Here is a 20,654-nt window from a genome sequence, read left to right as displayed (position 1 = left end):
CGATGATTTCGACGACACTGATCTGGATCACCCTCGCGATCTTCGCGGTTTTCGGTGGCTTCGTGGCCTTCGCGGCAGCGCGGGGCAACAAGGGCACGGCGGCGGACTACTACCTGGGCGGCCGCCATATCGGGGGCATGGTCTCGGGCCTGTCCTACGCCGCGACGACCTACTCGGCCTTCATGCTGGTGGTATTGACCGGCCTGACCTATCGCGGCGGTATTGGCGCGCTGGGATTCGAGCTTGTGTATTTCTCGGGCCTGACCTTGCTGGTCGTGTTTGGCCCTCGCTTCTGGCTGGCTGCCAAGCGCTGGAACTTCATCACCCCGGCCGAGATGCTGGGCGCGCGCTACGGCAGCCGCAACATCTCGCGGCTGACCGCGGTGCTGAGCCTTATATTCCTGCTTCCGTATTGCACGACGCAGATGGCCGGGATCGGCCTGCTGCTTTCGGGCGTGACCGGAGGGGCGATCACCCTGGGCACCGCCATCGCCATCGGCGCGGTGCTGGCCATTTTCTGGACCCTCGTCGCCGGCCTGCGCTCGGTCGCGTGGACGGACGCGGTGCAGGCGGTGGTGATGCTGGTGTCGGCGCTTCTGGCGGTCGGCTTCGTGATCGCGGCCATCGGCGGGCTTGATGCCTTCGCGGGCGAGATCAAGGAAAGCCGTGGCCAGTGGCTGGACGTGCCGGGACCGGGCCTGTGGAAGTTGCCGACCTTCCTGGCGCTTGCCCTGCCCTGGTTCTTCTTTCCCCTCTCGAACCCGCAGGTCAGCCAGCGGCTTTTCGTGACCAAGGATCTTGCGGCCATGCGCCGGATGATCTTCTGGGTGCTGGGCTTCGGTCTGGTCTTCACGCTGATTGCCGTGATCTGGGGCTTTGCCGCCCTGGTGCTGGTGCCGGATCTTGAGAATCCCAGCGGTGCGACGCCCGCGCTTTTGGGTTCGGGTGCGGTTCCGGTCTGGATCAGCCTGCTGCTGATCGTGGGCATCCTGGCGGCAGCGGTCTCGACCCTCGACTCCATCGCGCTGACCCTGGGCTCGATGGTGGCGCGCGACCTGATGCGCCAGGGTGAGGGGCGCGACGCGCAGCAGATCTTCGTCGGTCGGGTCGTCGTGGTCCTGGTGGTGCTGTTCGCGGCCTGGTTTGCCCTGCGCAACGCCACGATCGTGGATCAGCTTGCCGCCTTGTCGGCGGCGGGCCTGATCGTGACTGTGCCGGCGACCATCGGCGCCTTCTTCTGGCGCGGCGGCACCGCCTGGGGCGTGCTGGCATCGCTTGTGGGCGGTGCGGGCACGGCCATCTACATGGCGATGTTTGCCGGGATCAGCGTCTTCAACCCGATCCTGGCGGCCACGGTCATCGGCGTCACGGTGGGCCTGTTCGTCATCGTCAGCCTGCTGACACGGCCCTCGGCCACCGCCCTCGATTTCAAAGGGGAGCTGAGCCAGGAGCTGAAGGACCACGGCATCTGGTAAGTATGGGGCCCGCACGGCGGGCGCCATGAGGACAAGGAAAGGGCCGGGTCGCCGCGAGGCGCCCGGCCCTTCTCATGTCCGCGACCGCAACGCGGTCGGAAAATCAGGCGGTCAGACCCTCCGGCTCGGGCAGGTTGTTGGCCCGGCAGGCGGCGGTCAGGGTGTTGGCCAGCAAACAGGCGATGGTCATCGGCCCGACCCCGCCCGGAACCGGCGTCATCGCCCCAGCCACCTGGGAGACCGAGTTGAAATCGACGTCGCCGACCAGGCGGGTCTTGCCCTCGCCCTTCTCGGGCGCGTCGATACGGTTGATGCCCACGTCGATCACAGTGGCGCCGGGCTTGATCCAGTCGCCGGGCACCATCTGGGGCCGGCCGACGGCCGCCACGACGATGTCGGCGCGGCGCACGACCTCGGCCAGGTCCTTGGTGCGCGAATGGGCAACGGTGACGGTGGCGCTGTCGCCCAGCAGAAGCTGTGCCATCGGCTTGCCGACAATGTTCGACCGGCCGATCACCACCGCGTCCTTGCCCGAGAGCGAGCCCAGCTCGTCCCGCAGCAGCATCAGGCAGCCCAGCGGCGTGCAGGGCACCATGCTTTTCTGACCCGTGCTCAGCAGGCCCACGTTCGAGATGTGGAACCCGTCGACATCCTTGGCCGGATCGATGGTGTTGATGACCAGGTCCTCGTCCAGGTGCTTGGGCAGCGGCAGCTGCACCAGGATACCGTGGATCGCGGGATCGGCGTTCAGCTTCTCGATCAGCGCGATCAGCTCCTGCTCGGGGGTGTCGGCGTCAAGGCGATGCTCTTCCGAGTGCATGCCGACCTCGACGGTCATCTTGCCCTTTGAGCGGACATAGACCTGGCTGGCGGGGTCTTCGCCCACCAGCACGACGGCCAGACCCGGCGTCAGGCCGTGATCCCGTTGCAGCCCCGCCACGTGTTCGGCCACCCGCCCGCGGACGTCGGCCGCGAATGCCTTGCCGTCGATGATCTTTGCCGCCATGCCTTCGCCTTCCTTCTGCTCAATCCGATGCCGTCATAAATATCCAGGCGGCCCGCTGCGCAACCTGCCGAAAGGCCGCGCCCGGGTAAAGCGGCATGGCGCCCCTCTGCCAGTCCTCCCGCGCGGAAGCGCTGGGACTGGCGGTGCGCCCATGCTAGCGTTGGCAAAATCCGGAGGGGACGCATGTTCATCACGCTCAAGATCATCCACCTGTTCTGTCTTTTCGTTGGCGGGGCAGGGTCGGTCGGCAATGCCGTCCTGCTCAAGCGGGTGGGCGCCAGCGGCGAGTCGCCCGCGCCCTGGCTGCGCGAGGCGATGGGCGTGCTGGGCAACATGTCGTTCTGGGCGATCGTGCTGCTTTGGGTGACGGGGTTGGGAATGATCTCGATCACCGCGGGCACCCTGGCCGTCGGCTGGGCCTTCTACGTCAAGCTGCTGGCTGCGACGGTCGTGCTGGGCGCAAGCGGGTTCCTGAAATGGCTGCGCGGGCGGGCCGCAACGGGCGGGCCCGCGCCCGACCCCGGCAAGGTGCGTCTGTGGTCCATGGTGGGGATGAGTGGCGTCACGCTGGCCATCGTCTTCGCGGTCATCGCTTTCAACTGAGCGGGCGCCCGGGCCCTCGTGCCCGGGATTTCTTGCAACGATTCGGCGCCGCGCCCGTTCACCCTCCATGTATGACCTTGCAAGGAGGCCGTGATGGACTGGCTGCGCGACAATGTCGAAATCCTGAGCCTCGCCCTCAGCGCCATCATGGCGCTGATCTGGCTGGTCTACCTTCAGGTCTTCGTTTCCCAATTTATGCGCCAGCGCCGGCCGGTGATCATGATCACCCGGAGTGCTGCCTTGGATGACGAGGCACGGTGCTTCATCACCAACATGGGGTCCGAGGCGATCTACATCCTCAACCTCATCGCCGAGCTGCACACCAAGGATCGCAGTTACTCGGCGGTGGTAACCGACCGGGTGGAGACCGATTTCAAGGACCTGAACCGCCCCTCCGAGCGGACGAACCAGGGGCCGCTGGAAAGCGGCAAGTTCTTCGACGCCGGCAGTTTTCACGAGCTGGAGATGCGTGCGCGCGACGCGATCGAGACCCCGTTGGAAGAGCGGGACATTACCTGCATGACCATCACCGTCGCCGCCGCCACCGGCCACGCCAGCCACCTGGCCGCCGCCTGGCGCAGCTTTCAGGTGGAATGGCGGGATGATCGGCGCATCTTCCTGCCGACGACCGTGCTGACGCGGCAGGTTCAAACCAATTGGAAGCGCAACAAGCTCAAGCGGCTGCTGGCCGAAAGCCTGACCGACGCCGATGGCGAGGGCGCGGTAGAGGTGGCGGGCAAGCCTTTTGTCCGGATCCGCAAGCGGTCCTGACAGGTGCGGCCAAGCACGGCCTTCATCCAGGCATGCATACGGCCCGAAACCGGCCGCAATGCCGTCGGGGAATATCGGAACAATGTCTTGGGGGAATTTGGTGCCCAGGAGAGGACTCGAACCTCCACGTCCATACGGACACTAGCACCTGAAGCTAGCGCGTCTACCATTCCGCCACCTGGGCAAGGTGTCGAGGCCGCGATTTAGCCGGGGGGCGGGGGGGTGTCAATGGCCCCGCAACGGAATATCGCGCTGGCGGCGAGAAAATTTTCGCACCCCGACTTCGAGGTGGCGATCCGGGTTCGGCACACCTTTCGGCGGGCTCGGGTCCGCGGGTCGGGTGGATGCGGCGGGATGTGGCGCTCTGCGGACTTGTCTGGGGGGCGGGCAGCCGGTAGACCTTTGTCGACAAAGGGAATGGGAATTGCACATGTCCAGGCTGGTAACCATCTTCGGCGGCTCGGGATTCGTGGGGCGTTACATCGCCCGCCGGATGGCCCGCGAGGGCTGGCGCGTCCGCGTCGCCTGCCGCAATCCGAACGAAGCGATCTTCGTGCGCCCCTACGGGGTCGTCGGCCAGGTCGAGCCCGTCTTCGCCAATATCCGCGACGACGAGTCGGTGCGCCAGGTCCTGATATCCTCGGATGTGGTCATCAACTGTGTTGGCGTTCTGGTGCCCTCGGGGCGCAACACGTTCGAGAGTGTTCAGGCCGAGGGGGCCGAGCGGATTGCCCGCGTCGCCGCCGGGCTTGGGATCCACCGGATGGTCCATGTTTCGGCTATCGGCGCGGATGCCGACAGCGAAAGCGACTATTCCCGCACCAAGGCGCTGGGCGAGGAGGGCGTTCTGCGCCATCAGCCGGACGCCGTGATCCTGCGCCCCTCGGTGATCTTCGGGCCCGAGGATGAGTTCTTCAACCGCTTCGCCTCGATGTCGCGGTTCGGGCCGGTTCTGCCGATCATCGGCGCGGACACCAAGTTCCAGCCCGTCTATGTCGATGACGTCGCCCGCGCCGCGGTCCTCGGGGCCACCGGCCAGGCGGCCCCCGGCGTCTACGAGCTGGGCGGCCCCGACGTGGACAGCTTCCGCGAGTTGATCCAGCAGATGCTGCGCGTGATCAACCGCCGTCGTCTGGTGGTCAACATTCCCTTCGGGATCGCCGGTCTGATGGCCAAGGCATTCGGTCTTGTCCGGGCGCTGACCTTCGGTCTTGTAACCGGGCCCGTGACCAGCGACCAGGTGATCAACCTGCGGCGCGACAACGTGGTGGGTGACGGCGCGCGCGGTTTTGCCGATCTGGGGATCGAACCTGTCTCCCTTGAGGCGGTGCTGCCCGAGTATCTTTGGCGCTACCGCCCGTCGGGCCAGTATGACGCGATCAAGGCCTCGGCCCGCAACCTGCGCCACGAACAGACCTGAGCCGGCCCGGGCCTGCTAGCTGTAGGCGTAGACCAGCAGCAGCACGCCCAGGACGACGCGGTATATCACGTATGGCGTGAAGCTGACCGAGCGGAGCAGCCGCATCATCAGCGTCAACGCCAGCAGTGCCGAGACGAAGGCGAAGATCGCGCCAATGCCGGCGTCGTGCCACATTTGCGCGTCGGCGTTCATCGCGGCGTCCGCCCCCACCAGCACGCCCGAGGCGATGATCGTGGGGATCGACATCAGCATCGACAGGCGCGCCGCATCCTCGCGGGCATATCCCAGGTAGCGGGCCGCCGAGATGGTGATGCCCGAGCGCGAGGTGCCGGGGATCAGCGCCACCGCCTGCCAAAGACCCATGGTCAGCGCGTCGCGCCGGGTCCAGTCGGCGGTTTCGCGGGTGGTCGCGCCGCGCTGGTCGACGACATAAAGCACGATCCCGAAAATCAGCATCGTCCAGCCGATCACCGCGACCGAGCGCAGGGCGTCGTCCAGCCCCGTTACCTTGAAGGCCAGCCCGATCACGATCACCGGCAGGGTCGCGATCAGCAGCAGAAAAGCCAACCGCCCGCCGGGGCTGTCGATGCGCCCGCGCAGAAGATCGGGAATGCCGCGCGCGGCCAGGGCCACATCCGCGCGGAAGTAGAGGATGACTGCCAGCAGCGTGCCGACATGCACCGCGACGTCCACGCCTTGGCCCTGGTCCGCAAGGCGCGTCAGCTCGGGCAGGAGGATCAGGTGGCCGGAAGATGAGATCGGGAGGAATTCGGTAAGGCCCTGGATGACAGCGACCAGAAACAGGTGAAATAGCGTCATGAGATCTGCCTGTGATTCGTTGTGCCGACCCTATCGCCACGTGTTTGAAGGGAAAGGCCATTAATAGGTAACTCATGCTTACCTAAAATTTCACCCTGCGACGAAATTGCATGCCAAAAAGCCGCCGAGCGATAATAATAGGTCAGCACATTTGCCTTTTCTTTGATTCAAGGAAGAGGTATAGGTGCGCGCTCTCGAACATGACTCGCATTCCCGGAGGAATCTCATATGGCAAAACAGCCCATGCTCAAATTCGTGAACATTGAGCGGGATATGCCTGAAAAGCGCCCGCCCGACCTTCGGTCGCGGGATTTCGACGAGATCTATGCCGAGTTCGCCGACGCGAAGGCGGCCGAGCAGTCGAGCCGCTGTTCCCAGTGTGGCGTGCCCTATTGCCAGTCCCATTGCCCGCTTCACAACAACATCCCCGACTGGCTGCGCCTGACCGCCGAAGGCCGCCTGCGCGAGGCCTACGAGGTCAGCCAAGCCACCAACACCTTCCCCGAGATCTGCGGCCGCATCTGCCCCCAGGACCGCCTGTGCGAGGGCAATTGCGTGATCGAACAGTCGGGCCACGGGACCGTCACGATCGGCTCGGTCGAGAAATACATCACCGACACCGCCTGGGAAGAAGGCTGGGTCACCCCCGCCGCACCCCGGCAGGAGCGTTCGGAAAGCGTCGGCATCATCGGTGCCGGCCCCGGGGGTCTCGCGGCGGCGGACATGCTGCGCCAGCAGGGGATCCAGGTCACCGTCTACGACCGCTATGACCGCGCGGGCGGCCTGCTGACCTACGGCATTCCCGGCTTCAAGCTGGAGAAGGACGTGGTCATGCGCCGCATCGATCAGCTTGAGCAGGGCGGTGTCACCTTCCGTCTGGATTGCAATGTCGGCGAGGACATCGGGTTTGACGAGATCCGCGAGGCTCATGACGCCGTGGTCATCGCGACGGGCGTCTACAAGTCGCGCGATCTTCAGGCGCCGGGCATCGGTGCCCAGGGCATCGTCCGGGCGCTGGACTACCTGACTGCCTCGAACCGTCAGAACATGGGCGACACTGTCCCCGAGTACGAGTCGGGCGAGCTGAACGCCAAGGGCAAGCGCGTTGTCGTCATCGGCGGCGGCGACACGGCGATGGACTGCGTGCGCACGGCGATCCGCCAGGGCGCCGAAAGCGTCCGCTGCCTTTATCGCCGCGACCGGGCCAACATGCCCGGCTCCCAGCGCGAGGTTGCCAATGCCGAGGAAGAGGGCGTCGAGTTCGTCTGGCTTTCGGCCCCCAAGGGTTTCACCGGCGACACGGTCGAGGGGGTGATGGTTTCGCGGATGCGCCTTGGCGCGCCCGACGCCACCGGCCGCCAGATGCCCGAGGTGATCGAAGGAGCCGACTATGTCGAGGAGGCCGATCTGGTCATCAAGGCACTGGGCTTCGAGCCCGAGGACCTGCCGACCCTTTGGAGCCAGCCGGAACTTGAAGTGACGCGCTGGGGCACGGTGAAGGCCGATTTCCGCACCCACCAGACCGCAATGCCGGGCGTTTACGCCGTGGGCGACATCGTTCGCGGTGCAAGCCTGGTTGTCTGGGCGATCCGTGACGGCCGCGAAGCCGCCGATGCGATCATCGCGGAATTTGCCAGCCGCGAAGTGGTGGCGGCAGAGTAATGTCCCGCCCTTGCCCGCATCTCGGCAAATTTGGTTCACATTTGCCCGATACTTCTGATTCCAGATGCACATGTGCGCATCAGGTAAGGGGTATCGACCATGAGTACAGCTATCAAACATCCGGTCACCATCGAGACGATCGAGGATTCCGAGACCATCCGCATGTGGCGGCACCACGGCCGCAGTCGCCGGCTGGTCGTCTGCTTCTCGGGTCTGGGAACGCCAGAGACGGCGCCGAAGGTGGAGTTTGCTCAGGTCGCCACCCGCGAGGGGTTCGATTCCGCGATCTTCGTCGCCGATCCCAAGCGCACCTGGCTCAACACGCCGGGCTTTCTGGACAGCGTGATCAAGCACGTCACCTACACCGCCTACGAGATGCGGGCGACCGAGGTCGTGTCGATCGGCAATTCCATGGGCGGCTTCAGCGCCATGGCGCTGGCCTCCTGCTATCCGCTAAAGGCGGCTGTCGCCTTCTCGCCGCAGTTCTCGGTGCACCCGCATTTCGCCCCGGAAGAGGAGCGTTGGCTGGAGTATCGCGCGCAGATTCACCGCTATCGCGTCCGCTCGCTTGGGCGGCGCCTGGTGGCGCAGACACAGTTCTATGCCTTCCACGGCGACACGCCGGACGAGGCAATGCAGTGCGACCTGTTTCCGATCCGTCCCAACCTGCACCACTTCGTGATGCCGAAAAGCGACGAGAGCCTGGCCTACCGGCTGCGCCGGCAGGGCACGCTTGCGCCGCTGGTCAACGATTGCTTCGGGCTGGCGACCGACAAGGTTGCCGAAACGATGAGCGAGATGGGCGCCGAGAAGCGCACCGTCGTCATGGGACGCGAGGGCGCCTGCGCCTATCCGCCTGCTCACATGTTCTAGATAACGGGTCGTTCTCGCGGCCCGTAACGCACGGGGCCGACTGGGCCAGCGAGGAGATCCTTCATGACCAAATTTGATGACGCCTGGGTCGCGGCCGAAGAGGCCAAGCGCAAGTTCATGGCGGAAAACAGCCTCTACCACGAGGAAAGCGAGCACGCCTCCTGCGGCGTCGGTCTTGTCGTCTCGGTGGATGGAAGCAAGTCCCGCGCCGTGGTCGAAAACGGGATCGCCGCACTCAAGGCGATCTGGCACCGCGGCGCGGTCGATGCAGACGGAAAGACCGGCGACGGCGCCGGCATCCACGTCCAGATCCCGGTCGAGTTCTTCTACGACCAGATCGAGCGCACCGGCCACAAGCCCAACAAGAATCACCAGATCGCCGTTGGCCAGGTCTTCCTGCCGCGCACCAATTTCGGTGCACAGGAAATCTGCCGGACCATCGTGGAATCCGAAGTTCTGCGCATGGGCTACTACATCTACGGCTGGCGCCATGTGCCGGTGAACATCGACTGTCTGGGCGAAAAGGCCAACGCCACCCGCCCCGAGATCGAGCAGATCCTGATCTCGAACTCCAAGGGTGTCGACGAAGAGACGTTCGAGCGCGAGCTTTACGTCATCCGCCGCCGTATCGAGAAGGCCGCCGCGGCCGCCCAGGTGCCGACCCTCTACCTGGCGTCGCTGTCGTGCCGGTCGATCATCTACAAGGGCATGATGCTGGCCGAACAGGTCGCGGAGTTCTATCCGGACCTGATGGACGAGCGTTTCGAAAGCGCCTTTGCCATCTATCACCAGCGTTATTCCACCAACACCTTCCCCCAGTGGTGGCTGGCACAGCCCTTCCGCATGCTGGCCCACAACGGCGAGATCAACACCCTCAAGGGCAACGTCAACTGGATGAAGTCCCACGAAATCCGCATGGCGTCGAACTACTTCGGCGACATGGCCGAGGACATCAAACCGATCGTCGCCGCCGGATCGTCCGACTCGGCCGCGCTGGATTCGGTGTTCGAGGTGCTGGTCCGCGCCGGGCGCAACGCGCCCATGGCCAAGACCATGCTGGTGCCCGAAAGCTGGTCCAAGCAGGCCCGCGACCTGCCGCAGGCGTGGCGGGACATGTATTCCTATTGCAACTCGGTGATGGAACCCTGGGACGGCCCCGCCGCCCTGGCCATGACCGATGGCCGCTGGGTCTGTGCCGGCCTTGACCGCAACGGCCTGCGCCCGATGCGCTATGTCGTGACCGGCGACGGTCTGGTCATCGCGGGTTCCGAGGCCGGGATGGTCCCGATCGACGAAGCCCGCGTGAAGGAAAAGGGCGCGCTGGGTCCGGGCCAGATGATTGCCGTCGACATGAAAGAGGGCAAGCTGTTCCACGACACCGAGATCAAGGACAAGCTGGCCAACGCCCGTCCCTACGCCGACTGGGTGAAGCGGATTGTCGACCTCGAGGCCAAGACCACCCTGGATCAGGGCAAGCCGATCTACGCGGGCAGCGAGCTGCGCAAGCGTCAGATCGCCGCCGGCTTCTCGGTCGAGGAGCTGGAGCAGGTGCTGGCGCCCATGGCCGAGGACGGCAAGGAGATGGTGGCCTCGATGGGCGATGACACGCCCTCGGCGGTTCTGTCGTCGAAATACCGCCCGCTCAGCCATTTCTTCCGCCAGAACTTCAGTCAGGTGACCAACCCGCCGATCGACAGCCTGCGCGAATACCGGGTGATGAGCCTCAAGACCCGCTTCGGTAACCTCAAGAACGTGCTGGACGAGTCGAGCAGTCAGACCGAAATCCTGTCGCTGGACAGCCCCTTCGTGTCCAACGCCAAGTTCGAGGCGCTGCTGGAGCAGTTCGGCGAGGCCGTCGTCACCATCGACTGTACCTTCGCCTACGATGCCGGTCCCGCCGCGCTGAGCGAGGGTCTGACCCGCATCCGCGCCGAGGTCGAGGACGCCGTTGCCTCGGGCGCCGCGCATATCGTGCTGACCGACCAGAACCAGGGCCCCGAGCGTGTCGCCATGCCCATGATCCTGGCCACCAGCGCGGTGCATTCGTGGCTGACGCGCAAGGGTCTGCGGACCTTCTGCTCGATCAACGTGCGCTCGGCCGAATGTGTCGATCCGCATTACTTCGCCGTGCTGATCGGTGCCGGTGCGACCACCGTCAACGCCTACCTGGCCCAGGACAGCCTGGCCGACCGGGTCGAGCGGGGCCTGCTGGACTGCACCGTGACCGAGGCGGTCCGAAACTACCGCACCGCCATCGACCAGGGCCTGCTGAAGATCATGTCCAAGATGGGCATCTCGGTGATCTCGTCCTATCGCGGCGGCCTCAACTTCGAGGCCGTGGGCCTCAGCCGCGCCATGTGCGCCGAATATTTCCCCGGCATGCTGTCGCGGATCTCGGGCATCGGTGTCAGCGGCATCCAGCGCAAGCTGGAAGAGGTCCACGCCCTTGGCTGGCGCGGCGAACGCGACATCCTGCCGATCGGCGGCTTCTACAAGCTGCGCCGCTCGGGCGAGAAGCACGCGTGGGAAGCCCAGACGATGCACCTGCTTCAGGCGGCGTGCAACAAAGCCTCCTATGAGATGTGGAAGCAGTATTCCAAGGCGATGCAGTCGAACCCGCCCATCCACCTGCGGGATCTGCTGGCGATCAAGCCGATGGGCACCCCGGTCCCCATCGAAGAGGTCGAAAGCATCACCTCGATCCGCAAGCGGTTCGTGACGCCGGGCATGTCCCTTGGTGCTCTGTCGCCCGAGGCGCACAAGACCCTGAACGTCGCCATGAACCGCATCGGCGCCAAGTCCGACTCGGGCGAGGGCGGCGAGGATCCGGCGCATTTCGTGCCCGAGGCCAACGGCGACAACCCCAGCGCCAAGATCAAGCAGGTCGCGTCGGGACGTTTCGGCGTCACGGCCGAATACCTAAACCAGTGCGAAGAGCTGGAGATCAAGATCGCCCAGGGTGCCAAGCCCGGCGAGGGCGGCCAGCTGCCCGGCATGAAGGTGACCGAGCTGATCGCACGCCTGCGCCACTCGACCCCCGGTGTCACGCTGATCAGCCCGCCGCCGCACCACGACATCTACTCGATCGAGGATCTGGCGCAGCTGATCTACGACCTCAAGCAGATCAACCCGCGCTGCAAGGTGACGGTCAAGCTGGTCGCCAGCTCGGGCGTTGGCACGATTGCCGCCGGCGTGGCCAAGGCCAAGGCCGACGTGATCCTGATCTCGGGGCACAACGGCGGCACGGGTGCCAGCCCGGCGACCTCGATCAAATACGTCGGCCTGCCGTGGGAAATGGGCCTGACCGAGGCGCATCAGGTTCTGGCGATGAACAACCTGCGCGGTCGCGTCACCCTGCGGACCGATGGCGGTCTGCGCACGGGCCGCGACATCGTCATGGCCGCGATGATGGGTGCCGAGGAATTCGGCATCGGCACCGCCGCCCTGATCGCGATGGGCTGCATCATGGTGCGTCAGTGCCAGTCGAACACCTGTCCGGTGGGCGTCTGCACCCAGGACGAGGCCCTGCGCGGCAAGTTCACCGGCAACGCCGACAAGGTGGTCAACCTGATCACCTTCTACGCCACCGAAGTGCGCGAGATCCTGGCCTCGATCGGGGCGCGTTCGCTGGATGACGTGGTGGGCCGGGCCGATCTGCTCAGCCAGGTCAGCCGTGGTTCGGCGCATCTGGACGATCTGGACCTGAACCCGCTGCTGATCACCGTCGATGGCGCGGCCGACATCGTTTACGATCGCGACAAGCCCCGCAACGCGGTGCCCGACACGCTGGACGCGCAGATCGTCAACGACGCCTCGCGCTTCCTCAACGATGGCGAGAAGATGCAGCTGCAATATGCCGTGCAGAACACACTGCGCACGGTGGGCACCCGCACCTCCAGCCACATCGTCAGAAAGTTCGGGATGCGCAACTCGCTCCAGCCGGACCACCTGACGGTGAAGCTGAACGGCTCGGCCGGCCAGTCGCTGGGGGCCTTTGCGGCGCCCGGTCTGAAGATCGAAGTGTCGGGCGATGCCAACGACTATGTCGGCAAGGGCCTCTCGGGGGGCACCATCGTGGTGCGTCCGCCGATGGCCTCGCCGCTGGTGGCCTCGCAGAACACGATCATCGGCAACACCGTGCTTTACGGTGCCACCGACGGCTGCCTTTTCGCCGCCGGTCGCGCCGGTGAGCGTTTCGCCGTCCGCAACTCGGGCGCGCAGGTCGTGATCGAGGGCTGTGGCACCAACGGGTGCGAATACATGACCGGCGGCACCGCCGTGATCCTGGGCAGCGTCGGCGCCAACTTCGGCGCGGGCATGACCGGGGGCATGGCGTTCCTTTATGACCCCGAGGGCAAGGCAGAGACCATGATCAACCGCGAGACGGTCGTGACCTGCCCGGTCACGGTGGATCACTGGATGACACTGTTGCACGGGCTGGTCCGTCGCCACCACGAGGAGACGGGTAGCGTCAAGGCGGCCGATCTGTTGCAGCATTGGGACCTGGAGCGGGACAACTTCCTGCAGGTCTGTCCCAAGGAGATGCTGTCGCGCCTGCCCTATCCCCTTTCGGAAGAGGATACGGCCATCCCGGCAGAATGATCCCCGCCGGGGCGTGACGCCCCGAACAAGGACCAAGGCGCGGCCCCGAAACGGGTCGCGCCTTTTTCGTCCGCGCTTTGGCGCATGCCCGCAAGGCGCGCCCTTGACCCGATGTCGCCGGTGGTGGATGAACGGTGCGTGGCACGGCAGACATCCTCTCGCAAATCCCCGACGCGCAAGCGCCCGGCGAAGAAATCAGGCCGGGGCGGCAAGGCCGCGACGCCGGGCCTGCGCGCGCGGATTCTGCGGTGGATCGGGCGGGGGGCGCTGGCGGTTCTGGCGGTGCTTCTGCTCTCGCTGCTTTACCTTCGCTTTTTCAGCCCGCCCACCACCTACTACATGGCGGCCGAAGCACAGCGTCTGGGCAGCATCGACCACCAATGGGTGCCGCTTTCGGAAATGGACCCCTCGATGCCGCTGTCGGCGGTCGCGGCGGAGGATGCCAATTTCTGCCAGCACTGGGGCTTTGACATGGCGGCCATCCGCAAGGCGCTGGACGATGGCGGCCAGCGCGGCGCCTCGACCATCTCGCAGCAGACGGTCAAGAACGTCTACCTGTGGCAGGGGCGAAGCTGGACGCGCAAGGCGCTGGAGGCGATCCTGACCCCCATGGCCGAGGCTGCCTGGCCCAAGCGCCGCATCCTCGAGCTTTACCTCAACGTGGCCGAGTTCGACGAAGGCGTCTTCGGCGTCGATGCCGCCGCCTTCCGCTACTTCCGCACCAGCGCGTCCGAGCTGACGCCGGTGCAATCTGCCCGGCTTGCCGCGATCCTGCCGGACCCGAAAGACCGTAGCGCGGCGCGGCCGACGGACTATATCAAGAAGCGTACGCGGCAGATCATGGACGGTGCGGCGACCCTCCGCTTGGATGGCCGCGCGCGGTGTTTCGCCGGTTGAAAAACCTCTCCCGCAGCGGCAGAACCGTTGCTGTAGGCGTCTCAGGTGATTGAATGAACAGACTATATCATGTCCCCCTCTCTCCGTTTTGCCGCAAGGTGCGGCTGGTCATGGCCGAGAAGAAGATCGAGGTGGAACTGATCGAGGAGCGCTACTGGGAAGAGCAGCCCGACTTCCTGCGCCGCAACCCGGCGGGCAAGGTGCCGGTCCTGAAGATCAACGGTCTGACCCTGTCCGAAAGCTCAGCGATCTGTGAATACCTTGAAGAAACGGTGCCCGATCCGGCGCTGATGCCACGCGATCCGGTGACCCGCGCCGAGGTCCGGCGCCTTGTGATGTGGTTCGACGACAAGTTCCACAACGAGGTGACGTCGAAACTTCTGTACGAGCGGGTCAACAAGAAGATCACCGGCCAGGGCTATCCCGACAGCACCAACGTCAAGCTGGGTGCCAAGCGGATCAAGTTCCACATCGACTACATGGGCTGGCTTCTGGATCAGCGGCGCTGGCTTGCGGGCGATCACCTGACCCTGGCCGATTTCGCCGCCGCGGCGCATTTCTCGTCGCTGGACTATATCCGCGACGTGGATTGGAACCGGAACGCACAGGTCAAGGACTGGTACGCCAAGATCAAGTCGCGCCCCGCGTTCCGTTCGATCCTGGCGGACAATGTGCCGGGCTTTCCGCAGCCGCGGCAATACTCGAACCTGGATTTTTGACCAGCTCGCGCGATTCCGATCTGCCGGGCTCCGACCTCAAGGCCCGCCTGGCCGTCTTCGCGCGTGAAAGCGGCTTTGCCAGCATGGGAGTCTGCCGCCCCGATGCCGTGCCCGAACTGGCCGGCCGGCTGGAAGCTTTCGTCGCCGCCGGGCGCCACGGGCAGATGGGCTGGATGGAAGAACGGCGCAACTGGCGCGGCAACCCTGCCGCCCTCTGGCCCGAGGCGCGATCGATCGTGATGCTGGCCGACCTCTACACGCCCCACGCCGATCCGCTGGAGGTGCTGGAAAGGCCCGACCGGGGCGCGATCAGCGTCTATGCCCGCAACCGCGATTACCACGACGTGGTGAAAAAGCGCCTCAAGAAGGTCGGCCGCTGGCTTCTGGAACAATCCCGGGGCGAGGAGATCAAGGTCTTCGTCGATACCGCACCGGTGATGGAGAAACCCCTGGCCGCGGCCGCGGGGCTGGGCTGGCAGGGCAAGCACACCAACCTGCTGAGCCGCGATCTGGGCAACTGGTTCTTCCTGGGCGCGATCTTCACCACGGTGGAACTGCCCCCCGACACGCCCGGACGCGAGAATTGCGGAAGCTGCACCGCCTGCCTGGACATCTGTCCCACCGCCGCTTTCCCCGCGCCCTTCCAGCTGGATGCCCGCCGCTGCATCTCGTACCTGACGATCGAGCATCACGGCCCCGTCCCCGAGGAGCTGCGCCCGGCGCTGGGAAACCGGATCTACGGTTGTGACGACTGCCTTGCGGTCTGTCCCTGGAACAAGTTCGCCCGCGACGCGCAGGAGATCCGCTACCACGCCCGCGACGACCTGGATGCGCCGGAGCTGTCGAGGCTGGCGGCCCTGGACGACGCCGGGTTTCGGGCGCTTTTCTCGGGCTCCCCGATCAAGCGGATCGGGCGGGCGCGCTTCCTGCGCAATGTCTGCTATGCCATCGGCAATTCGGGCCGGCCCGACATGCTGCCCAGCCTCGGGCCGCTGCTGGACGATCCCGACCCCGCGCTGGCCGACGCCGCCCGCTGGGCCGTGGCCCGGCTTCGGGACCACGCTGCATGAGCTGGCTGCGGGCCATATTCCACCGGCTGGCCTTCTGGATCGAGCGGCTGGTCAACCGCATAGTGGTCCTGCGTACCCGCAAGGATGTGCCGGCGCTGGACCCCTATCGCGGCTTTTCCACCCCCGGCCATGCCATCGTGCGGGGCAGGGCGCTGACCGCCCTGCGCCGCACCGATCCCAGCGAGGGCCAGCGCCTGTCGACCAACCTTCGTCAGATGATCTCGCTTTTCCTGACCGGAGAGCTGGCGAACGTGCCCATCGTCGCCTCGCAAAGCCGCGTTGCCACCACCACCGATCCCGAGGGGTACATCTGGCTTGAGGTGCCGCGCCAGGAATTCGGCCCCGGCTGGACCGAGGTCGCGGTCGAAGTGGCGGGCCACCCCGAGACGCGGGTCAATTTCCCCGTGCTGGTGACGGATCCCGAGGCGTCTTTCGGCGTGATCTCGGATGTCGACGACACCATGCTCGAAACCGGGGCCTACTCGTTGCTGCGCAACCTCTGGACATCGCTCACCGGAAACGCGCTGACGCGGCATGTCTTTCCCGACGCGATCGAGCTGATGGGCCATCTGCACGCTGGCGGCCGCAACCCGGTCTTCTACGTCAGTTCGTCGCCCTGGAACCTGCATGCCTTCCTGGACCGGATCTTCGCGCGGGCGGGGCTGGTGCCGGGGCCGATGTTCCTGCGTGATCTGGGGGTCAAGCGCGATCGGTTCATCGGGGCCTCCCACGCCGACCACAAGGGCGAGGCCATCGACCGGGTGCTCGAGGCCAACCCGAACATCGCCTTCGTGCTGATGGGCGATACCGGCCAGAAGGACGCCCATGTCTACCGCGCCGCGTGCGAGCGTCACCCGGGGCGCATCTGTGCCGTGGTGCTGCGCGAACCGGGCCCCGGCCCCGATGCCGCCAGCCAACAGCAGATGGCGGCGATCACCGCCATGGGCGTGCCCCTGCTGCATGGGCCCGACTTCACCGGCTTTGATCATGAGCTGCGCCGCGCCGGGCTGGAGGTGCCGACCGCGATCCTGTGAGAATCGCGGCCGATCTGCTATGTTGGCTGCCCTGACCGACACCAGACGGATGAGGTGCACCATGTCACGACATCTTGCCGACAAGGCCCGCAGCCGCCCGCAGAAGGGCCTTTTGCGGATCTATACCGAGGTCGAGGCCCGTCTTGGCCTGCGTCCCGGCCCGCGCCCCGGCGCCCAGACGGCCGAGGATCTGAGGCGGCGGTCGCGCGGCGTATCGCCCGGGCGGGCGGCGCAGTTCCTGCGCATCGCGCGGGGACGGCTGGCCTGACGGCACGGCCCTGATCCAAGCCGGCGGGGAAGGCGTTGCCGCATGCGCGCCGCGACCCCGCCGCACCGGCCATGCAAAGGCGCATGCCCGCGCCCGGGCCTTCCCATGCGGCCAATTCCTGCGTTAGAGAAACCGCGCGCCCTTTCGGCGCCGGGAAACCTCACGCATGCAGCCGGTCCGTGGAATCATCATGATGATCCTGGCGATGAGCGTCTTCGTCGTCATGTCGGCGCTGGTCAAGGCGGCCGACCGCATCCCTGCGGGCGAGGCGCTGTTCTTCCGCGCAGCGACCGGCCTGCCGTTTATCGCGGGTTGGCTTTTGATGCGCGGCACCCTGGCGCGGGACCTTGCGACGAAGAACTGGAAGGCCCACGCTTGGCGGGGGCTTTTCGGCACGGCGGGGATGGGCCTGACCTTCACGGGTCTGAAGCTTCTGCCGCTGCCGGAGGTGACGGCGCTGCAATTCGCGACCCCGATCCTGATCGTGATCCTGGCCGCGCTTCTGCTGGGCGAGCGGCTGCGCCTGATCCGCCTGTCGGCGGTGGGCGTGGGCCTTCTGGGCGTGGTGCTGATCATGTGGCCGCGCCTGGACCTGTCGGACACGAGCTCGCAGGGCACGCTGGGCGTGATGGTGATGCTCGGCTCGGCCCTGTCGGCGGCATTCGCGCAAATCTTCATCAAGTCCATGGCCGGAGGAGAGCGCACGATCGCCATCGTCTTCTACTTCTCGCTGACGGCGACGGTGGCCTCGCTGCTGACGATCCCGTGGGGTTGGGTGATGCCCACCCCGACGGAATTCGCCCTGCTGCTTTCGGCGGGTGCGCTGGGGGCTGTGGGACAGCTTATGCTGACAGGGGCCTACCGCCACGCGGATGCCTCGGTTCTGGCGCCCTTCACCTATGTCTCGATCGTCTGGTCGCTGCTGATCGGATACCTTGTCTTTGCCGAGCTTCCGACGATGCCGATGCTGGCGGGCGCGCTGCTGGTGATGGGGTCGGGCGTGGCGATTGTCCTGCGCGAACGTCAGCTTGGCCTGCGCCGCACCGCCCAACGGAAACTGGGCGCCAAGCAGAACTGGTGATCCGTACCCTCGCAAACGCGAACGGCCCCCGAGGGGGCCGCCGAAAGCTGGTCAACTGCGCCTGGCGGGCGCGGGGCCGGGCGCCTACTTGCGCACCAGCTCCTCATAGGATTGCGAGATGTCGCGGGTTAGGCTGCCGACTTCGAAATTGTAGTCGCCGATCTTGCCGACGGGGGTGACCTCGGCCGCGGTGCCGGTCAGCCAGCACTGCTCGAAGCTTTCCAGCTCTTCGGGCATGATGTGGCGCTCGTGTACCTTGATCTGGCGATCCTTGAGCATGCCGATCACCGTCTGGCGGGTGATGCCGTTCAGGAAGCAATCGGGATCGGGGGTGTGCACCTCGCCGTCCTTGACGAAGAAGATGTTGGCGCCGGTCGCCTCGGCGACATAGCCGCGATAGTCGAACATCATCGCGTCCGAACAGCCCTTCGCCTCGGCGGCGTGCTTGGACATGGTGCAGATCATGTAAAGACCGGCGGCCTTGGCCTGGCTGGGGGCAGTGGCGGGATCGGGGCGGCGCCACTTGGCGATGTCAAGCTTGGCGCCCTTCATCTTGGCGTCGCCGTAATAGTTGCCCCACGCCCAGGACGCGATGGCCAGACGGACCGGGTTGCGGGCCGAGGCCACGCCCATGTCCTCGCCGACACCGCGCCATGCGACGGCGCGCACATAGGCGTCGGTCTGGCCGTTGGCTTCAAGGACCGCCATCTTGGCGGCCTCGATCTCGTCGACGGTCCAGGGGATCTCGAAATCGATCATCTCGGCGGATTTTCTCAGCCGCTCGGAATGGCGCCGGCTTTCGAAGATCTTGCCGTTGTAGGCGCGCTCTCCCTCGAAGACAGAGCTAGCATAATGCATGGCATGGGTCAGGATATGCACGTTGGCATCGCGCCACGGGATCAGTTTCCCGTCCATCCAGATGACACCGTCACGATCGTCGTAAGTTCCGGACATGAATCGCTCCCTCAACCCCAAGGCCCTGAATTTTCCGATAGTTGCGCCCTATAGGTCCGAAACGGACATAATATTGCGCCAAATCCCGGGATTGCTAGCAATTGATTCTTGGAAAGTCAACAAGGCTGACTTAATGTTACCCGGACGGTAATTTGAGGCAAGCTGGATTTGCGCATGGCAGAGCGGGTGACCGCGGGGCAGGGGGGCGAGAGCCTGCTGTTCCTGACAGACGAGCAGCTCCGCAAGGGGATCGAGGCGATGTTCTTCGCCTATCGCGGCTTCACGGCCGATCCCGATCGCATCCTCGCCAAGCACGGCTATGGCCGCGCCCATCACCGGGCGGTGCATTTCGTCAACCGCTCGCCCGGGACCACGGTCAACAACCTTCTGGATATCCTCGGCGTGACCAAGCAGTCCCTGAACCGGGTCCTGCGCACCCTGATCGCCGACGGGCTGATCGAAAGCCGCGTCGGCACCCGCGACAAGCGCGAGCGGCACCTCTACCTGACCGAGGCAGGGGTCGAGCTGGAGCAGGCGCTGAGCGAGGCGCAGCGGCGGCGCATGCGCCAGGCCTTCCGCGATGCGGGCCCCGAGGCGGTGGCCGGGTTCAAGCAGGTACTCGAGGCGATGATGGACCCCGAGCCGCGGCGTCAGTTCAACCGCATGAAGGACGGGTCGTGATGAGCGAATTGGCGGACATCCACCTGCTGGTCGTCGACGATGACGAGCGTATCCGCACCCTGATCCAGAAATTCCTGATCCGTCACGGGTTCTGCGTCAGCACCGCCCGCGACGCGGCCCATGCCCGGCGCATTCTGGCGGGGCTGGAATTCGATCTGATCGTGCTGGACGTAATGATGCCGGGGGAGGATGGCATCAGCTTCACCGCGGCCCTGCGAGAATCCGTCACCACGCCGATCCTGCTGTTGACCGCCAAGGGTGAGACCAACGACCGCATCGCGGGGCTGGAAGCCGGGGCCGACGATTACCTGACCAAGCCATTCGAGCCGCGCGAGCTGCTGCTGCGCATCAACGCGATCCTGCGCCGGATGCCCCAGAACCCGCCCGAGGATGACGGCCCACGTGTGCTTCACCTGGGCCCCCTGCGCTATGATGTGGACCGCGGAGAGCTGTGGCATGGCACCGATCCGGTGCGGCTGACGGCCACCGAAAGCCAGCTCATGCGCATCTTCTCGGGCCGGGTCGGTGAGCCGATCGGGCGCGACAAGCTGGTGGAGGATCTGGGCCGCGACCGGGGCCAGGCCCAGGAACGGGCGATCGACGTGCAGATTACCCGCCTGCGCCGCAAGCTGGAGGCCGATCCGCGTCAGCCCCGATACCTTCAGACGGTGCGCGGCGCGGGCTACATGCTGGCCCCCGACTAGGGTCGCGCCGCGCTC

Annotated in this window: 18 protein-coding genes and 1 tRNA gene; 15 read left to right on the top strand and 4 right to left on the bottom strand. The window is 65.7% G+C overall.

Annotated features, from left to right (window positions below; all coding sequences use genetic code 11):
- Positions 1 to 2 precede the first annotated feature (2 nt).
- Positions 3 to 1,475 (top strand): sodium:solute symporter family protein, encoded by a 1,473-nt coding sequence (locus CLV77_RS13050; RefSeq protein WP_083707779.1) that lies wholly within the window; start codon positions 3 to 5, stop codon positions 1,473 to 1,475.
- Positions 1,476 to 1,578: 103 nt separating this feature from the next.
- Here CLV77_RS13050 and folD read toward each other — a convergent pair whose 3' ends face one another.
- A complete protein-coding gene (folD, locus tag CLV77_RS13045; RefSeq protein WP_076979910.1) occupies positions 1,579 to 2,481 on the bottom strand; it encodes a bifunctional methylenetetrahydrofolate dehydrogenase/methenyltetrahydrofolate cyclohydrolase FolD in 903 nt (300 codons plus the stop codon).
- 183 nt (positions 2,482 to 2,664) lie between these two features.
- Between folD and CLV77_RS13040 the strand changes: the two genes are divergently transcribed.
- Positions 2,665 to 3,084 carry a hypothetical protein gene (locus CLV77_RS13040; protein ID WP_076979911.1) on the top strand — a complete coding sequence of 140 codons (420 nt, stop codon included), beginning with the start codon at positions 2,665 to 2,667 and terminating at the stop codon, positions 3,082 to 3,084.
- Positions 3,085 to 3,177: 93 nt separating this feature from the next.
- On the top strand, positions 3,178 to 3,855 hold the full coding sequence (locus CLV77_RS13035) for a hypothetical protein (RefSeq protein ID WP_076979912.1): 678 nt from the start codon (positions 3,178 to 3,180) through the stop codon (positions 3,853 to 3,855).
- A 98-nt stretch (positions 3,856 to 3,953) separates the two neighbouring features.
- Here CLV77_RS13035 and CLV77_RS13030 read toward each other — a convergent pair.
- Positions 3,954 to 4,039: transfer RNA gene (locus CLV77_RS13030), tRNA-Leu, on the bottom strand.
- 246 nt (positions 4,040 to 4,285) lie between these two features.
- Between CLV77_RS13030 and CLV77_RS13025 the strand changes: the two genes are divergently transcribed.
- A complete protein-coding gene (locus CLV77_RS13025; RefSeq protein WP_076979913.1) occupies positions 4,286 to 5,275 on the top strand; it encodes a complex I NDUFA9 subunit family protein in 990 nt (329 codons plus the stop codon).
- Positions 5,276 to 5,290: 15 nt separating this feature from the next.
- Here CLV77_RS13025 and CLV77_RS13020 read toward each other — a convergent pair whose 3' ends face one another.
- Entirely contained in the window at positions 5,291 to 6,094 is an 804-nt protein-coding gene (locus tag CLV77_RS13020; protein ID WP_076979914.1) for an undecaprenyl-diphosphate phosphatase, read from the bottom strand.
- Positions 6,095 to 6,322: 228 nt separating this feature from the next.
- Between CLV77_RS13020 and CLV77_RS13015 the strand changes: the two genes are divergently transcribed.
- The 9 genes from CLV77_RS13015 (at position 6,323) to CLV77_RS12975 (ending at position 18,300) form a co-directional block, all read left to right on the top strand.
- On the top strand, positions 6,323 to 7,756 hold the full coding sequence (locus tag CLV77_RS13015; RefSeq protein WP_076979915.1) for an NAD(P)-dependent oxidoreductase: 1,434 nt from the start codon (positions 6,323 to 6,325) through the stop codon (positions 7,754 to 7,756).
- 99 nt (positions 7,757 to 7,855) lie between these two features.
- On the top strand, positions 7,856 to 8,629 hold the full coding sequence (locus tag CLV77_RS13010) for a YqiA/YcfP family alpha/beta fold hydrolase (RefSeq protein ID WP_076979916.1): 774 nt from the start codon (positions 7,856 to 7,858) through the stop codon (positions 8,627 to 8,629).
- Positions 8,630 to 8,692: 63 nt separating this feature from the next.
- Complete coding sequence (gene gltB, locus CLV77_RS13005; RefSeq protein WP_076979917.1) at positions 8,693 to 13,231, top strand: glutamate synthase large subunit; 4,539 nt, start codon at positions 8,693 to 8,695, stop codon at positions 13,229 to 13,231.
- A gap of 138 nt (positions 13,232 to 13,369) precedes the next feature.
- Positions 13,370 to 14,128 carry a monofunctional biosynthetic peptidoglycan transglycosylase gene (gene mtgA / locus CLV77_RS13000; RefSeq protein WP_076981098.1) on the top strand — a complete coding sequence of 253 codons (759 nt, stop codon included), beginning with the start codon at positions 13,370 to 13,372 and terminating at the stop codon, positions 14,126 to 14,128.
- Positions 14,129 to 14,181: 53 nt separating this feature from the next.
- Positions 14,182 to 14,847: an FtsZ-binding protein FzlA gene (fzlA, locus tag CLV77_RS12995; protein ID WP_076979918.1), complete on the top strand. Its 666-nt coding sequence runs from the start codon at positions 14,182 to 14,184 to the stop codon at positions 14,845 to 14,847.
- Complete coding sequence (queG, locus tag CLV77_RS12990; protein WP_416171622.1) at positions 14,844 to 15,917, top strand: tRNA epoxyqueuosine(34) reductase QueG; 1,074 nt, start codon at positions 14,844 to 14,846, stop codon at positions 15,915 to 15,917. The genes fzlA and queG overlap by 4 nt, the downstream gene beginning before the upstream one ends.
- Positions 15,914 to 16,951, top strand: coding sequence for an App1 family protein phosphatidate phosphatase (locus CLV77_RS12985; protein WP_076979919.1), 1,038 nt, complete (start codon positions 15,914 to 15,916; stop codon positions 16,949 to 16,951). Before queG ends, CLV77_RS12985 begins: the two co-directional genes overlap by 4 nt.
- 61 nt (positions 16,952 to 17,012) lie before the next feature.
- Positions 17,013 to 17,219 carry a hypothetical protein gene (locus CLV77_RS12980; RefSeq protein WP_076979920.1) on the top strand — a complete coding sequence of 69 codons (207 nt, stop codon included), beginning with the start codon at positions 17,013 to 17,015 and terminating at the stop codon, positions 17,217 to 17,219.
- A gap of 166 nt (positions 17,220 to 17,385) precedes the next feature.
- Positions 17,386 to 18,300 (top strand): DMT family transporter, encoded by a 915-nt coding sequence (locus CLV77_RS12975; RefSeq protein WP_076979921.1) that lies wholly within the window; start codon positions 17,386 to 17,388, stop codon positions 18,298 to 18,300.
- An 84-nt stretch (positions 18,301 to 18,384) separates the two neighbouring features.
- Here the strand turns inward: CLV77_RS12975 and CLV77_RS12970 are convergent, their stop codons facing one another.
- On the bottom strand, positions 18,385 to 19,254 hold the full coding sequence (locus tag CLV77_RS12970) for a branched-chain amino acid aminotransferase (RefSeq protein ID WP_076979922.1): 870 nt from the start codon (positions 19,252 to 19,254) through the stop codon (positions 18,385 to 18,387).
- Positions 19,255 to 19,428: 174 nt separating this feature from the next.
- Between CLV77_RS12970 and CLV77_RS12965 the strand changes: the two genes are divergently transcribed.
- Complete coding sequence (locus tag CLV77_RS12965) at positions 19,429 to 19,935, top strand: MarR family winged helix-turn-helix transcriptional regulator (protein WP_076979923.1); 507 nt, start codon at positions 19,429 to 19,431, stop codon at positions 19,933 to 19,935.
- On the top strand, positions 19,935 to 20,639 hold the full coding sequence (locus CLV77_RS12960) for a response regulator (protein ID WP_076979924.1): 705 nt from the start codon (positions 19,935 to 19,937) through the stop codon (positions 20,637 to 20,639). Before CLV77_RS12965 ends, CLV77_RS12960 begins: the two co-directional genes overlap by 1 nt.
- The last annotated feature ends 15 nt before the right edge of the window (positions 20,640 to 20,654 follow it).

Source organism: Brevirhabdus pacifica (assembly GCF_002797755.1).
Lineage (GTDB): Bacteria > Pseudomonadota > Alphaproteobacteria > Rhodobacterales > Rhodobacteraceae > Brevirhabdus > Brevirhabdus pacifica.
The sequence above is the reverse complement of the archived record's forward strand: the minus strand, read 5'-3'. Positions and strand labels throughout refer to the sequence as shown.

Excerpts from the sequence above, each read along its gene's own strand:
- CLV77_RS13050 (WP_083707779.1), top strand. The coding sequence starts at position 3 with ATGATTTCGACGACACTGATCTGGATCACCCTCGCGATCTTCGCGGTT.
- folD (WP_076979910.1), bottom strand. The coding sequence starts at position 2,481 with ATGGCGGCAAAGATCATCGACGGCAAGGCATTCGCGGCCGACGTCCGC.
- CLV77_RS13040 (WP_076979911.1), top strand. The coding sequence starts at position 2,665 with ATGTTCATCACGCTCAAGATCATCCACCTGTTCTGTCTTTTCGTTGGC.
- CLV77_RS13035 (WP_076979912.1), top strand. The coding sequence starts at position 3,178 with ATGGACTGGCTGCGCGACAATGTCGAAATCCTGAGCCTCGCCCTCAGC.
- CLV77_RS13025 (WP_076979913.1), top strand. The coding sequence starts at position 4,286 with ATGTCCAGGCTGGTAACCATCTTCGGCGGCTCGGGATTCGTGGGGCGT.
- CLV77_RS13020 (WP_076979914.1), bottom strand. The coding sequence starts at position 6,094 with ATGACGCTATTTCACCTGTTTCTGGTCGCTGTCATCCAGGGCCTTACC.
- CLV77_RS13015 (WP_076979915.1), top strand. The coding sequence starts at position 6,323 with ATGGCAAAACAGCCCATGCTCAAATTCGTGAACATTGAGCGGGATATG.
- CLV77_RS13010 (WP_076979916.1), top strand. The coding sequence starts at position 7,856 with ATGAGTACAGCTATCAAACATCCGGTCACCATCGAGACGATCGAGGAT.
- gltB (WP_076979917.1), top strand. The coding sequence starts at position 8,693 with ATGACCAAATTTGATGACGCCTGGGTCGCGGCCGAAGAGGCCAAGCGC.
- fzlA (WP_076979918.1), top strand. The coding sequence starts at position 14,182 with ATGAACAGACTATATCATGTCCCCCTCTCTCCGTTTTGCCGCAAGGTG.
- CLV77_RS12985 (WP_076979919.1), top strand. The coding sequence starts at position 15,914 with ATGAGCTGGCTGCGGGCCATATTCCACCGGCTGGCCTTCTGGATCGAG.
- CLV77_RS12980 (WP_076979920.1), top strand. The coding sequence starts at position 17,013 with ATGTCACGACATCTTGCCGACAAGGCCCGCAGCCGCCCGCAGAAGGGC.
- CLV77_RS12975 (WP_076979921.1), top strand. The coding sequence starts at position 17,386 with ATGCAGCCGGTCCGTGGAATCATCATGATGATCCTGGCGATGAGCGTC.
- CLV77_RS12970 (WP_076979922.1), bottom strand. The coding sequence starts at position 19,254 with ATGTCCGGAACTTACGACGATCGTGACGGTGTCATCTGGATGGACGGG.
- CLV77_RS12965 (WP_076979923.1), top strand. The coding sequence starts at position 19,429 with ATGGCAGAGCGGGTGACCGCGGGGCAGGGGGGCGAGAGCCTGCTGTTC.
- CLV77_RS12960 (WP_076979924.1), top strand. The coding sequence starts at position 19,935 with ATGAGCGAATTGGCGGACATCCACCTGCTGGTCGTCGACGATGACGAG.